This is a genomic window from Duganella rivi, assembly GCF_009857435.1.
In the GTDB taxonomy this organism is placed as follows: domain Bacteria; phylum Pseudomonadota; class Gammaproteobacteria; order Burkholderiales; family Burkholderiaceae_D; genus Rugamonas; species Rugamonas rivi.
The window spans coordinates 466,026-480,967 of record NZ_WWCK01000001.1 but is presented as its reverse complement, the minus strand read 5'-3'; the positions used below and the strand labels follow the sequence as shown (position 1 = coordinate 480,967).

6 protein-coding genes are annotated in these 14,942 nt (G+C 62.1%); 2 read left to right on the top strand and 4 right to left on the bottom strand.

What is annotated here, in order from left to right:
- Nucleotides 1-38: 38 nt before the first annotated feature.
- The gene (gene tldD, locus GTP45_RS02265; RefSeq protein WP_092278627.1) at nucleotides 39-1,499 is read left to right on the top strand and encodes a metalloprotease TldD; all 1,461 of its coding nucleotides are present in this window, start codon (nucleotides 39-41) and stop codon (nucleotides 1,497-1,499) included.
- A 166-nt stretch (nucleotides 1,500-1,665) separates the two neighbouring features.
- On the opposite strand, the gene GTP45_RS02260 is transcribed toward tldD, so the two are convergent.
- Nucleotides 1,666-4,305 (bottom strand): TonB-dependent receptor, encoded by a 2,640-nt coding sequence (locus GTP45_RS02260; protein WP_161012244.1) that lies wholly within the window; start codon nucleotides 4,303-4,305, stop codon nucleotides 1,666-1,668.
- Between the two features lie 471 nt (nucleotides 4,306-4,776).
- Between GTP45_RS02260 and aroG the strand changes: the two genes are divergently transcribed.
- A complete protein-coding gene (gene aroG, locus GTP45_RS02255; protein WP_161012243.1) occupies nucleotides 4,777-5,856 on the top strand; it encodes a 3-deoxy-7-phosphoheptulonate synthase AroG in 1,080 nt (359 codons plus the stop codon).
- Between the two features lie 4 nt (nucleotides 5,857-5,860).
- On the opposite strand, the gene GTP45_RS02250 is transcribed toward aroG, so the two are convergent.
- From GTP45_RS02250 to GTP45_RS02240, 3 genes are all read right to left on the bottom strand, one after another.
- Nucleotides 5,861-8,527, bottom strand: a complete 2,667-nt coding sequence (locus tag GTP45_RS02250) for a TonB-dependent receptor (protein WP_371874403.1) — start codon at nucleotides 8,525-8,527, stop codon at nucleotides 5,861-5,863.
- 182 nt (nucleotides 8,528-8,709) lie between these two features.
- The gene (locus GTP45_RS02245) at nucleotides 8,710-11,568 is read right to left on the bottom strand and encodes a TonB-dependent receptor domain-containing protein (protein WP_229258304.1); all 2,859 of its coding nucleotides are present in this window, start codon (nucleotides 11,566-11,568) and stop codon (nucleotides 8,710-8,712) included.
- A 427-nt stretch (nucleotides 11,569-11,995) separates the two neighbouring features.
- Nucleotides 11,996-14,836 (bottom strand): TonB-dependent receptor domain-containing protein, encoded by a 2,841-nt coding sequence (locus tag GTP45_RS02240; protein ID WP_161012241.1) that lies wholly within the window; start codon nucleotides 14,834-14,836, stop codon nucleotides 11,996-11,998.
- Between the last annotated feature and the right edge of the window lie 106 nt (nucleotides 14,837-14,942).

Here is a 14,942-nt window from a genome sequence, read left to right as displayed (position 1 = left end):
CACTACAATGCCGGTAACACCTAACAGAAAGCATCACCATGAAGCCATTTGAACCGAATCTGTCCACCCTTGCCGTAGCGCGCGATATCCTGCTGACGCCGTTCGGGCTGGACGAAGGCAAGCTGCTCAAAACGCTCGGCAGCATGTTCACCCACAAGGTTGACTACGCCGACTTGTATTTCCAGTTCACTAAGAACGAGGGCTGGAGCCTGGAAGAGGGCATCGTCAAGACCGGTAGTTTCTCGATCGACCAAGGCGTGGGCGTGCGCGCCGTGTCGGGCGACAAGACGGCGTTCTCGTATTCGGATGAAATCTCCGAAGCGGCGCTGATGGACGCTGCCGCTGCTACCCGCACCATCGCCCGTGCTGGCGCTGGCAAGATCAAGGTGGCCGGCGCGACCAATCACGTTGGCGGCCGCTCGCTGTACCTGCCGCATGACCCGCTGGTGTCGCTCGACGCGACCGCCAAGGTCAAGCTGCTGGAGCGCATCGAGAAAATGGCGCGCGCCAAGGATCCACGCGTGGTGCAAGTGATGGCCAGCCTGGCCGGCGAGTATGACGTGGTACTGGTGGTGCGCAGCGACGGCGTGCTGGCTGCTGATATTCGTCCGCTGGTGCGCGTCTCGCTGACCGTGATCGTGGAACAGAACGGCCGCCGCGAAATCGGCTCGTCGGGCGGCGGCGGCCGTTACGACTATGGCTACTTCAGCGATACGCTGCTGGATCAGTACGCAACCGATGCGGTCAATTCGGCGGTGGTGAATCTGGATGCGCGTCCGGCGCCGGCCGGCCCGATGACCGTGGTGCTGGGCCCTGGCTGGCCTGGCATCCTGCTGCACGAGGCGATCGGCCACGGTTTGGAGGGCGACTTCAACCGCAAGGGTTCGTCGACGTTTGCCGGCCGCATCGGCGACCGTGTGGCGGCCAAGGGTGTGACCGTGGTGGATGACGGCACGCTGGCGGATCGCCGCGGTTCGCTCAACATCGACGACGAAGGCAATCCAACCCAGTGCACCACGCTGATCGAAGACGGTATCTTGAAAGGCTATATTCAGGACACCATGAATGCGCGTCTGATGAAGATGCCGGTGACCGGCAACGCGCGCCGCGAATCGTTCGCGCACCTGCCGATGCCGCGTATGACCAACACCTATATGCTGGGTGGCGATAAAGACCCGGGCGAGATTCTGGCGTCGGTGAAGAATGGTTTGTACGCGGTGAACTTCGGCGGCGGCCAGGTCGATATCACCAACGGCAAATTCGTGTTCTCGGCCAGCGAGGCTTACATGATCGAGAATGGCAAGATCACCTACCCGGTGAAAGGCGCTACGCTGATCGGCAACGGCCCGGAAGTGCTGAACCGGGTGTCGATGATTGGTAACGACATGAAGCTGGATCCGGGTGTTGGCGTGTGCGGCAAGGAAGGCCAGAGCGTGCCGGTCGGCGTGGGCCAGCCGACACTGCGCATCGATGGTGTAACCGTCGGCGGTACCGCTTAAAAAAGCGGGGTGCTCAAGATGAGTACCCCGAGGCGCTGACTTACGCTCGTAAAGAGCAACCCTCACGAAAGGGTCTGACCCCGTACGGGGTCAGACCCTGGCCGCAGCGGTGTGCGGGTTGGGTTGGTGCCGTCAGCTTCTAAAGCGACAAGCAGCGTCAACCCCGTTAGAACTTATAGGTCGCCTTCACGTAGAAGGTGCGGCCCAGCGGATCCGTGTAGCGTGGATCGTAACCGCTCTGGAAGGTCGTACCTTGATTGGTGTACGGCGGCGCGCTGTCAAACAAGTTCTTGATACCGACAGTCAGGTCGGTATTCTTGAAGCCCGTGTAGCTGCCCGATAGCGAGTACGTCGAGTACGCGCGCACGTGGTGGTAGTACTGCTCCGCCACATCGTTCTCATCCTCGTAACCGCTCAGGTACTTGTTGGCGAAGCTCGCGCCCCATGCGCCTTTTTTCCAGTTGATGGTGGCATTGTGCTTCCAGCGGAATACCGGCGCGTTGTCGCCGTAGACGCCGACGTTCTCCACAAACTCGCCGCCAGTCTCGTTCTGGTATTTGTAGCTGTGCACCCAGGTGCCGTCGAACTGGAAGGTGAAGTGGCCCACTGAAGTGCGCGGCAGCTTCCAGCGCAGGCTGGTGTCGATGCCCGAGGTCTTCACTTCGCCCAGGTTATCGAGCACCGCGTTCACGTACTGCAAAGTCTTGCCATCAGCCGAGTACACGAAGTAGCTCTTGTACTTCTCGTAGTTGTCGAAGATGGTGGACTCGGCCACGGTGCCGATCGAATCGCGGATCTTGATGTTGAAGTAGTCCAGCGACACGCTCAGCGAATTGATCGGCTCAAACACCGCACCCAGCGCGAAGGTCTTGGATTTCTCCGGCTTCAGGTTGGCATTGCCGCCGCTGCGGATGTATTGCTGCTGGTTGCAGGCCACGTTCGGATTGGCGCCAGCCGCTGCCACGCCGCCCGGGCACAGCACCGGATCGTCATACGCATTGCTGGTGAAGGTGGAGGTGGCCGGGCCATGCAGGTCGTACAGCGTCGGCGCACGGAAGCCAGTGTTGTACGAAGTGCGGAACATCAGCTGCTTGCTGGCTTCCCAGCGCAGGCCGATCTTTGGATTGAAGCTGCCGCCGACGTCGTTGTAGTGGTCGTAGCGCGCTGCGGCCGACAGTTCCAGCGATTTGGTCAGCGGTACGCTCAGCTCCGAGTACAGCGCGGCAATGTTGCGCTGGCCGGCCTGGTCTTTTGCATCGGCATAGCCAGAGCTCGATGCCTGCGAGGCGAGGTCGGTGTTGATGTCGTAGGTGGCCTTGTCATGGCGGAATTCGGTGCCGATAGCGAAGCCGACGCTGCCAGCCGGCAGTTCATAAATCTCGCGGCTGATCTTGCCGTCCACGCCGATGCTGGTCATCTTGGCGGCCAGGTATTCGCCCAGCAGTTGGGCCGAATCAATGTAGGCCTGGCCGGCTGCCGATTGCTCGCCGAATGGATTCAGCGTGCCGTTCAGCACGCCCGCCTTGATCAGCGAGTCGTTGGTGTAGCCGCCGGCGAAAGCGCTGCTGGCTTTGCTGATACCGTAGGTCAGGCCGACGTTGTAATCCCAGCCCGCCACCAGGCCTTCCGAGGCCAGCACCAGGCGGTCGGAGATCGAGGTGTCGTAGCCTTGGCGCTTGCCTGCGGCCACGGTGCGCCAGTTGATGGTCAGGTTCTCGCCGGTGAGGCCTGCCACCGCTGGCACGCCCGCGCTGCCGCCCGGGTAGTAAGGGCTGGCCGAGGTCATGGTGATGCCGGTCAGCGGCGACGGTGCAATCGCGCTGGCATTGGTCGAGCGGCTGTGCAGGTATTCAACCGTGGCGATGTCGTCTTCGCTCAGCTTGAAGGTGGCCTTGCCGAGGAAGGATTCCTGCTGCGTCTTCGGAATGTCCTGGATGTAGGCGACGGTGTTGGTGCGGCAAGTACCGTTGGCGCTATTGGCGATCAGGCCTTTGCCGACGCAGCCGCTGGCGTAGTAGGGATTGCCGGTGATGCCGTTGTCCGAGTAGAAGTTGCCCGGCTGCGAGGTGCCGCTGCTGTTGTTGATGCCCTTGTCCGGGCGCACGCTGGTGCTGGAGAAGTCGCGGTCGGCCGCGTCCAGCGCGGTCTGCTTGTGCAGGTCGATCACGCCGAACACATTCCAGCCATCCTTGTTCAAGTCGCCATAGCCGCCCGACAGGTTGAGGCGCGACTCAGCACCGGCTCCGCTCGCTTGCGGCTGGTAGCGTTCAACGCTGACCGTGGCGCCTTGCACCGAGCGCTTGGTGATGAAGTTGATCACGCCGCCAATCGCGTCGGTGCCGTAGATGGCCGAGGCGCCGTCGCGCAGCACTTCAACGCGTTCCAGTGCCGACAGCGGGATGATGTTCAAGTCCACGGAGGAACCGTTGAACGGGTGGCTGGCCAGGCGGCGGCCGTTCAGCAACACCAGCGTCTTGTTGCTGCCCAGGCCGCGCAGGTCGGCGGTGGCGATGCCGCCGGTGCCAGAGCCTACCGATTGCGTGCTGCCGGTCGAGCTCTGGTTCATCGACAAGGTATTCATCACTTCGGCTGCGGTGGTCAGGCCTTGTTTCTCAAAGTCGGATGCCTTGATGCTGGTGATCGGCAGCGCCGTTTCGGCGGCCAGGCGCTTGATGCTGGACCCGGTCACTTCCACGCGCTGGATAGCGCCGTCGTCGGTTTGGGCGACGGCTGCGTGCATGCCAACCACGAGGCCGCCGGCGAACATTACGCGCAGAGATCGGGTAAGAGCTCTTTCTATCATCATGGGTGTGTCACTCCTGATTTTGTTTTGGGATAAGGGATGGTCATCAAAACATTCAGTAGTAGGACGAACAATGATCGAAAGATAATTGTGTGGATATCCAACAGTAGCAAACAAACGCACCTGTAAAGACGAGTTTTTGCGCAAATGCCGGAACGCCGCATTTTGCTGGCCGCCGAACGTTACATTTAGTCACAATGGCTAAGATGTAAAGACAACTACGGAGGTGTAAAGTTTTGTAGGGAGGCCTTATTGCCGAAAAAAAATCGCTTGCCAAGGGCCAAATAATGGCGCTATAGTCGACCACATGACCAAATTCTTCTTTACCGGCTGGTTTTACTTTAGCTATCCAACCCAAGGCGGTGGAGTTAGCGGCCGGTGCACGTAGAAGCAAGACGAGTCCCAGCAGAATCCAAAAAAACCGCCTCAGCCCGAGGCGGTTTTTTTTTACCCCAAACTTTTTGGAGAACAGCAATGCCCCGTACCGATGATTTACGCATCCGCGAGATGAAGGAACTGACGCCACCGTCCCACCTGATCCGCGAGTTTGCGTGCACGGAAGCGGCGGAGCAGACTGCCGCCAATGCGCGCGTGGCGCTGCACCGTATCCTGCACGGCCAGGATGACCGCCTGATGGTGGTGATCGGCCCGTGCTCCATTCACGATCCGAAAGCGGCGATGGAATACGCGCGCCGCCTGGTCGAACTGCGCAAGGAACTGGCCGGCGACCTGGAAATCGTGATGCGCGTGTATTTCGAAAAACCGCGCACCACGGTCGGCTGGAAGGGCATGATCAACGACCCGTACATGGACAACAGCTTCCGCATCAATGACGGCCTGCGCATGGCGCGCGAGCTGCTGCGCGACATCAACGAGCTGGGCCTGCCGGCCGGCACCGAGTTCCTCGACGTGATCTCGCCGCAGTACATTGCCGACCTGATTTCGTGGGGCGCGATTGGTGCGCGTACCACTGAATCGCAAGTACACCGCGAGCTGGCGTCGGGCCTGTCGTGCCCGGTCGGCTTCAAGAACGGCACCGATGGCAACGTCCGCATCGCGGTCGATGCGATCAAAGCGGCGTCGCAGCCGCACCACTTCCTGTCGGTGACCAAGGGCGGCCATTCGGCCATCGTGTCGACCAACGGTAACGAGGATTGCCACATCATCCTGCGCGGTGGCAAAACGCCGAACTACGACGCGGCCAGCGTGGACGAAGCCTGCAAGGCGATTGCCGCGCAAGGCCTGGCGGCGCGCCTGATGATCGACGCATCGCACGCCAACAGCTCGAAAAAGCCGGAGAACCAGGTGCCGGTGTGCGCCGATATTGCCGGGCAGGTGGCAGGCGGCGAGCAGCGCATCGTTGGCGTGATGGTCGAGTCGCACCTGGTGGCCGGCCGCCAGGATCTGGTGCCGGGCAAGGAGCTGACCTACGGCCAATCCGTGACCGATGGCTGCATCGATTGGGACAGCAGTGTGCAAGTGCTGCAAGGCCTGGCCGCCGCCGTGCGCCAGCGCCGCATTGCGACGCAGCAGCGCGAGGCGGCTGCCAAGTAACTGCTTAGAAGCTGTAGCTGCCGCGCAGGTACAGCGCGCGGCCTACAGGATCGGTGTAGCGTGGATCGTAGCCTTTCTGGAACAGCGTGCCCTGGTTCGAGAACGGCGGCTCTTTATCCAGCAGGTTCTTCACGCCGGCGGTCAGGGTCACGCCCTTGAAGCCGGTGTAGCTGCCCGAGACGTTCCACAGCGCGTACGACGGCACCTTGTTCAGGTACTGGTCTTCGATGTCCAGATTCTGGTCGGTGTAGCCAGATTTGAACGACTGCGCCAGCGTGGCGTTCCACACACCCAGGCGCCAGTTCAGCGCCAGATTGTGCTTCCAGCGGAACACCGGGTTGTTGGCGGCGTAGCGGCCGACGTTCTGGATGAACGGGCCATCGCGCTCGTCCTGGTACTCATACTTGTGAACGTAGGTGCCGTCCAGGGTCAGCGTGAAGTTGCCGGCGTCGGTAGCGCCCGAGCGCAGCGTCAGGCTGAGGTCGACACCGTCGGTGTTGACCTTGCCCAGATTCTCCTTCAAGTCCAGGATCGCGTACGGCGAGCCGTCGGCATTGCGCAGGAAGCGCGCCTTGTATTTCTCGTAGTCGCCGTAGATGGCTTCTTCCGGCAGCGCGTTGATCTTGTCCTTGAGCTTGATGTTCCAGTAGTCGACCGCCAGCGTGGCTTGCGGGATCGGCTCCAACACCACGCCGAACGAGAAGGTCTTGGACTTTTCCGGGCTCAGGTTGGCATTGCCGCCTTGTAGCTTGAACTGTTGCAGGTCGCAGTCGCGCAGCGGATTGGCGATCGGGTTCGAGGACAGCACGCCGCCCGGGCACAGGATCGGGTCGTTGTACGAGTTGTTGGTATCGTTCTTCGACAGCGGCGCGTTTTTCTCAAACAGCGTCGGCGCGCGGAAGCCGGTCGAGGCCGAGCCGCGCAGCAGCACTTGCTTGGTCGGCTGGTAGCGCAGGCCCAGTTTCGGATTGGTGGTGTGGCCGACGTCGCTGTAGTCGTCGTAGCGCACGGCCAGGTTGACTTCCAGATCGGTAATCAGCGGCAGGTTGACTTCACCGAACACGGCTTTCACGGTACGCGCGCCATCGGTCGATTGCGAACCCGACAGGCCCGACGACGCGGCTTGGCCGGCGATGTCGCGGTTGACGTAGAAGTCCGCTTCTTCGCGGCGCAGTTCGCCGCCGATCGCCACTGCCAGCTTGCCGCCCGCCAGATCCATCAGCTCGCGGCTGGCCTTGGCGTCGATGCCGGTATTGCGGGTCGTGCCTTTCTGCACCTGGCCGCGCAGGGCGGTAGTCGCCAGATAAGCAGCGCCGGCAGCGTCTTGTTTACCGAATGGATTCAGGATGCCGTTGAACACGCCGGCGGCGAATTTTTCGTCGTTGACGTAGCCGCCGGTGAAGTACTCGGCCGAGCGGCTTTCCGACAGGGTAAAGCCGGTCTTGTAATCCCAGCCTTTGAACAAGCCCTCGGCAGCGATGCTGAGGCGGTCAGCCGCGCCCTTGGAATTGATTTCGCGCTCGCCCGCTTCGGTCGGACGCCAGTTGACCGACAGCGGGTCGCCCGACAAACCCGGCATGGCCGGCACGCCGCCCGAATTGCCCGGGTAGTATTTGCTGCTCTTCGGCAGGATCAGGCCGGTTTGCGGCGGCGGCGCGGTGTGCGACACCACGTCGTTTTCCGAGTGCAGGTATTCGATCGAGGCCAGGTGGTCGCCGTTGATCTTGAAGGTGGCCTTGCCGAAGAAGGAGGTCTGCTTCTGCTCCGGTAGATTGTCGATCTGGCGCGTGTAATCCTGGCGGCAGGTGCCGCCGCCGCCGATCGGCAGCGAGTTCGGCGCGTCGCAGCCGCTGGCGTAGCCGGGGTTGCCGGAGACCAGCGAGGTCGGATCGAAATAGTTGCCGGGGAAGGTGGTGCCGGAGGTCAGCGCCAGGCCGCGCGACGGGATCACGCCGGTCTTGGAGAACTCGCGCTGCTGCGAGGTCAGGATGTCCAGCTTGTGGTAGTCGAACACGCCGAACACGTTGTAGCCGTCATCGTCCAGGTTGCCGAAGCCGCTCGAGATGTTGACGCGTTTTTCATCGGCGCCGTCCTTGCGCGGCAGGATCGCTTCGCCGGTGATGGTGGTGGTTTGCACCGAGCGCTTGGTGATGAAGTTGATCACGCCGCCGATGGCGTCGGTGCCGTAGATGGCCGAGGCGCCGTCGCGCAGCACTTCCACGCGATCCAGTGCCGACACCGGAATGATGTTGAGGTCAACGCTGGCGCCGTCATACGGATGGTTGGCGATGCGGCGGCCGTTCAGCAGCACCAGGGTCTTGTCGCCGCCGAGGCCGCGCAGGTCGGCGCTGGCCTGGCCGCCGGTCGGCAGGCCCGAGCTGTTACCGCCGACCACGTTGCCGGAGGTGAAGCTGGAGCTGTTGGAAGGAATGCGATCCAGCACTTCCTGTGCGGTGGTCAAGCCTTGCTTGACGAAGTCGTCGGCCTTGATCACGCTCAGCGGGTTGGCGGTTTCCGACACCAGGCGCTTGATCGAAGAGCCGGTCACTTCGACGCGCTGCATAGGCGCGTCCGATTGCGCTTGCGCCAGCGGCGCCAGCAAGCCGAGGCCGATCAGGCTGCCGGCGTACACGCGGCGCAGGGTGCGCGCCAAAACTTTTTCTTGCATCATTTTATTCAACTCCCAAGACGGTTAGATCTGTGATCTAAACATTTGCACAGAGATGATGTATATGAAACAAGGTTATTGTTTTGTAAAAATGAGACAAAAAGTCAATAAAAAAGCCCCAGGACTACCTCGGTATTGACCGAGGCGATCCTGGGGCTGGCTGCTAATGCCGGGCTGTCAGGCGATTAGAAGCGGTACTGGCCGGTGATGTAGAAGGTACGGCCCAGCGGGTCGGCGTAACGGCCGTCGTAACCAACTTGGTTGCCACCGCCCGAGTTACGGATCGAGAACGGAGGATCACGATCGAGCAGGTTGCGGATGCCAGCGGTGATGGTCAGGCCCTTCACGTAGTTGAACTTGCCTTGCCAGTCCAGCGTGGTGTACGAGCTGACCTTGCGGTCGGTCATGTCGACGTAGCCGCCGATGCTGCCGTCGGCCAGCACTTCGCGCACGGCCTGGTCGTCGGCGGTCAGTGGCTTGTCGTGGTAGCCCGTGCGGTAGTTCACGGTCAGCGAGTTGCTCAGTTTTTCCGAGCTCTTCAGGGTGAAGATCATGCGGCTCACTACGCGGAACACCACGTCATCGTAGGAGTCGAAGCGGCCGATCGATTTCTCTTTGCCGACGCCCGGGGTCTCTTGCTCAGCCTTGAGCATGAAGGTACCGGTCCAGTTGACGCTGGCCTTGCCGATCGGGGTCGCGGTGCGGTAGGTGGTATCCCAGTCCAGGCCTTGGAAGCGCGACGAGGCCAGGTTCAGCGGCTGGCGGATTGCGACCAGCACGTTGCTCTTCTGGATAGGGTCGGCGTAGACGGCGATGTACTGGTTAGCCAGTGCTGGCACGCCGAACAGCTGATCCTGCGAGTAGGTGCGGATCTGGTTCTTCAGCTTGACATCCCACCAGTCCAGGCCGAACGACAGCGAGGTGGTTGGCTCGATGCGGAAGCCCAGCGTTGCCTGCTTGGAGGTCTCGGCTTTCAGTGCCTTGTCGCCGGTGTTCGGGTTGCCGGTGTCCAGCAGGCCGTATTCCGAGGTGCCGCGGCAGTACTTGTAGCGCGGGTCGGTTGGCGCCGTGATCGGGCAAGCGAACGGATTCGAGGAACCGGCGTTCTTCAGCGGGTCGGCGATGTTGTTCAAGGTCGGAGCCTTGAAGCCGGTACCGTAGGAACCGCGCAGCAGCACCGACTGCACCGGAGTCCAGCGCGCGGCCAGCTTGTAGGTTGCCTTGGCCACGTCTTCACCGAGCTTGCCCGATGGGGCAGGCTTGCCGGCGGTGTCGTAGCTGACGTTCTTTTTCTCAACCGCGTCGTAGCTGTCGTAACGCACGGCCGAGGTGACTTCCACGCCCTTGGCCACTGGCATCAGCAACTCGGCAAACGCGCCCCAGCTCTGGCGGCTGGCGTCCAGTGCCTGCGAACCGGTGCCGCCGCCGATTTCGACGTCGGTCCAGCCAGGATTGCCTGGGCCTGGGCCCATGGCGATCTGCGACGGGGTGTCCTTGTAGGTTTGCTTGGTGAAGTCAGCGCCCAGGCCGAGTGCGGCAGCGCCGCCCGCCATCTCGAACACTTCGCGCGAGGCCTTGGCGCTGGCGACGTCGATCTTCGACTTGGTCTGGCCCAGGTCTTGGCGCAGCACGGCGTCAGCCAGCACGGCGGCAGCGCCGCTCGACGACACGAACGGGTTGTACTTACCGGTGCGCACCAGTTCTTCGAATTTGTTGCCGCTCATGTAGCCGGCCAGTGCTTTGTCGGTCTGCTTGTTCTGCGAGTGGGTGAACGATGCGCCCACGTCCCAGCCGGAGATATTGCTGTCCACGCCCACCACGAAGTGGACGGCGTCGGTGCGGTACTCGTCGGTACGGCCGCCGGCGTCGGCGCCGCGGTAGTACAGGAAGGCGTCGGTGACGTCAGCCGGGTTCACGCCCTGGCCGGCCAGCAACGGCGCGATCGAGCTGTTGTAGGCGCCGATGTAAGCGTTGTTGATGGTCTTGACGCCGGTGTCGGCATCGGTGCTGAACACGGTCAGCGGCTGTGCCGCCGGCGCGTAGCGCGCGGTGTTGGTGAACTTCGACAGCACCAGCTCGCTGTACGCGGTGGTGTCCTTGCCCAGTTTCAGGGAGCCGTTGGCGAACACGCTGTCGCGCTTCAGTTCAGGCAGCAGCTGCACGGTGGCGGCGTAGTCGAAGCGGCAAGCGCCGCCGCGCGAGAAGGTGTTCGGCTGGGTGCAACCGTTCTTGGCCAGCAGGTCGTGGTTCAGGATCAGGTCGACGTCGCCTGGGGCAACGACTTCGACGTTGGCCGGGGTCGAGTTGATCGAGGTTTGCCAGGTAGCGTATTTCTTGCCGCCGTTTTCGAAGCGGTGCACGCCCGATTTGGCGAAGTCGCGGTCGGTGGCGTTCAGCTCTTTCTGTTCATCGTGGCTGTACGATACCTGGACGTTGAAGCCGTCGGCTTCCAGGTTGCCCCAGCCCTTGCTGATCGCGAAGTTGCTGCTCTTGCCGCCTTTTTCTTGCGGCGCGTTGTAGGTCGCGTCAATGACCAGGTCGGTCTGGTTTTTCTTCAGGATGAAGTTGATCACGCCGGCAATCGCGTCCGAACCGTACAGGGTCGAGGCGCCGTCGGTCAGGATCTCAACGCGCTCGACGGCCGACAGCGGAATGCTGGCCAGGTTGACGGCGCTGCCGGTGCCGTACGGCGCCATGCGGCGGCCGTTCAACAGTACCAGCGTGTACTGGGTGCCGATGGCGTGGATCGATGCGGTTTGCACGCCGCCGCCGCCGCCGTTGACCGATGCCGACGAGGTGATGAAACCTTGCATCGATGGCAGCTGGGCGACCAGGTCAGCCACGTTTTGCACGCCGCTTTGTTCGATATCGGCGCGGGACAGGGTCTGCACTGGCAGCGAACCTTCCTTGGCGATACGTTTAATCGACGAACCGGTAATTTCAACACGGGCGACCACGTCGGCGTCTGCCTGCTGAGCCATTGCTGCTGCGTGCATACCAAAGGCCAGACCACCTGCGCAGATGATGCGCACGGAACGGGCCATTACTGTTTCAACCATCATTGTGTAGCTCCCATTGAAAACGATGAACACGCCGGTAAATTCTTGGTTCCGGCACTGCCGGCGAAGGAAGCTTGGTGTTTCCTTCATTTCTCCATCAAATCACCTGCTGGCAATTGCTGTCAATGTGCAAACTTTGGTTAAAGCATGTAAAGAGGGCAGTTGCTCGGCGCGCCAAATTCGGCCGAAAAACGCTCTAATTTGGTGCATTTGGATTTGGACTGATATGAAACATTGATTTGCTATCAAAAAAATAGCGAAAATATCGTCTCAATGTCGTGATCTTGTCACATTTTGGTGCAAGGAAACTTTATTAATCTGTGTTCACGGTGAAACACCGCGTTACATTTATGCGACAAAATCCCGGAGGCGCCAGGCGGCGCTCCGGGTGAGTAAGTTCAGGGCAGGATGCTTAGAACTTGTAAGAGCCGGTCAAATAGAAAGTACGGCCCAGCGGGTCGGCGTAGCGGCCATCGTAGCCCGACTGGTTACCGCCACCGGCGTTGCGGATGGTGAACGGTGGCGCGATGTCGGCCAGGTTCTTGATACCCGCGGTCAGCGTGAACTGCTTGCCCAGCTGCGCCTTGGTCTGCCAGTCGAAGGTGGTGTACGACGATACCTGGCGCTTGAACGGCACGTAGTCGCCGAGCGTGCCGTCGGCCAGCACTTCGCGCACCACGCTGTCGTCGGCGGTGGCGTAGACCTGGTCGGTGTAGCCCGAGTGGTAGTTGGCCGTCAGCGCATGGGTGAAGCGGCCGGTGTTCAGCGACGCGGTCAGCTTCGAGATCCAGCGGAAGGTCACGTCCGAGTACGAGTTGAAGCGGCCGATGTTCTTCTCGACGCCGCTTTCCGGCGTTTCCTGCTCGGCCTTGCTCATGTAGGTGCCGGTCCACTGCACGTTGAGCTTGCCGAACATGGTCGAGGTCTTGAACGTGTGATCCCAGTCGATGCCCTGGAAGTGCGAGCTGGCCAGGTTGAACGGGGTCAGCGCGGCCACCAGCACGTTCTGCTTCTGGATCGGATCGTAGTAGGAACGCAGCAGCGAGTCGTACACCGCCGGGTTGCCGAACACGGTGTCCTCGGACAGGGTCTGGATCTGGTTGTTCAGCTTGACGTCCCACAGGTCGAAGCCCAGCGACAGGCTGGCCGTCGGTTCGAGGCGGAAGCCCAGCGTGGCCTGCTTCGACTCTTCCGGCTTGAGCGAGCCGGCGCCGGTGGCGGCGTTGCCGCCGGTCAGCAGGCCGTACTCGGACGCGCCCTTGACGCACAGCGGATAACGCGGGTCGCTCGGCGAGGTGATCGGGCAGGCGTGGAACTGCGAGGAACCGTTGTTGACCAGCGGCTTGACGATGTTGGTCAGCGTCGGCGCCTTGAAGCCGGTGCCGTAGGAGCCGCGGATCAGCAGCGACTCGACCGGGTTCCAGCGCACCGCCACTTTATAGGTCGCCTTGCTGGCCGTCTCGCCCTGCTTGCCGGGAGCGATCAGGTCGCCGGCGGCGTTGAAGTTCTTGTTGTTGGTGACGGCGGTGAAGTCGTCGTAGCGGCCGGACAGGGTCCAGTCCATGTTTTTCAGCACCGGCAGCAGCAGCTCGCCGTACGCGCCCCAGTTGGTGCGCTTGGCGTCGATCGGCAGCGCGCCGGCGCCGCCGCCGATGATGGCGTCGGTGAAGTTCGGCTGCTGCTTGTTCTGGCCTTGCGAGTAGGCGTCCGGCGCTTCGCTGTATTTCTGCCGGGTGTAGTCGCCGCCGACGGCAAGCTGGGCGACGCCGGCCGGCATCTTGAACAGCTCGGTCGAGGCGCTGGCCTGGATGACGTCGAGCTTGGACTTGGTCTCGAGCAGCTGGTTGTGCAGCACGGCCGGCGCCAGCACCGCCTGCGAGGTGCCCGACGGCGCGAACGGATCGAACTTGCCGGAGCTGACCAGGGCGTCGAAGGCGTTCAGGCTCATGTAGCCGCCGGCGGCGGTGTCGGTCTGCTTGTTTTCCGAGTGGGTGTAGGCGGCGCGGTAGTCAAAGCCCTTGAACGAGCCGTCGACGCCGAAAGCGACGTGGCGCGCCTCGGTCTTGTACTCGTCGGCGCGGCCGCCGGCGTCGGTCAGGCGCAGGTTCATCGTGGCGCCGGTGACGGTGGCGCCGGCCGGCACGCCGGCGGCGGCCAGGTACGGCGCGATCGACTTGGCGTACAGCGCGCTGTTCAGCGGAATGCCGAGGCCCTGCGCCGGCGGCGCGTACTGCGCGGTGTTGCTGAACGACGAGCCCAGCGCTTCGATGAAGAGGTTGGTGCTTTCGTTGAGCTTGTAGTTGGCCGAGCCGAACACGCTGTCGCGCTTCAGGGCAGGGACGAGCTGCACGGTGGCTGCGTAGTCGAACAGGCAGCGCTTACCGACCTTGAACACGTTGGGGCCGTTGCACTTGCCGGTGGCCAGCAGGTTGGGGCCGAACGATACGCTGTCGGGCTCGCCGTTGTTGGTGAAGCGCACGGTGGCGTTGCCGGGAATCGAGTTGCCGCTCAGCTGGTACAGCGAGTATTGCTTGCCGTGGTCGGTGAACGCTTGCACGCCGCTTTGCGAGAACGGGCGATCCTTGGCGTAGAGCGCCGTATTCTCATCATGGGCCGCCGACAGCAGGATGTTGTAGCCGTCTTTGTCCATGTCGCCCCAGCCCTTGGAGATCGACACATTCGAGCTTTGGCCGGCGCTGCCGCGCGGCTGGCTGTAGGACGCCTCGACCACGGCGTCTTGCTGGTTTTTCTTCAGGATGAAGTTGACCACGCCGGCAATCGCGTCCGAGCCGTACAGGGTGTTGGCGCCGTCGGTCAGGATCTCGACGCGCTCGACGGCGGCCAGCGGGATGCTGGCCAGGTTGACGGTGGAGCCGGAGGTCGACGGCGCCAGGCGGCGGCCATTCAGCAGCACCAGGGTGTAGCCTTCGCCGATCGAGTGGATCGAGGCGGTTTGCAGGCCGCCGCCGCCGCCGTTGACCGACATCGACGAGGTGGTGAAGCCTTGCATCGACGGCAGGGTGGCGATCAGGTCGGCGACGCTGGTGGCACCGGACTGCTCGATTTGCAGCTTGGACAGGGTTTGCACTGGCAGCGCGCCTTCAGCGGTAATGCGCTTAATGCTCGAACCGGTAATTTCCACGCGCTGGATAGGCGCGTCCGCAGTTTGTGCCATGGCAGCTTGCATGCCCAGCGCCAGGCCACTGGCGCAGATCAGGCGTACCGACCGCGACAATACGGTTTCAACCATCATTATTTAGCTCCCAAATTTAAAACGATGAATAACGGGCGTGTTGGTATATTTTTTGTCGGCATTGCTGCTGCCGCGTGTTTTCATCAAATCATTCGGTTGGAAAGAC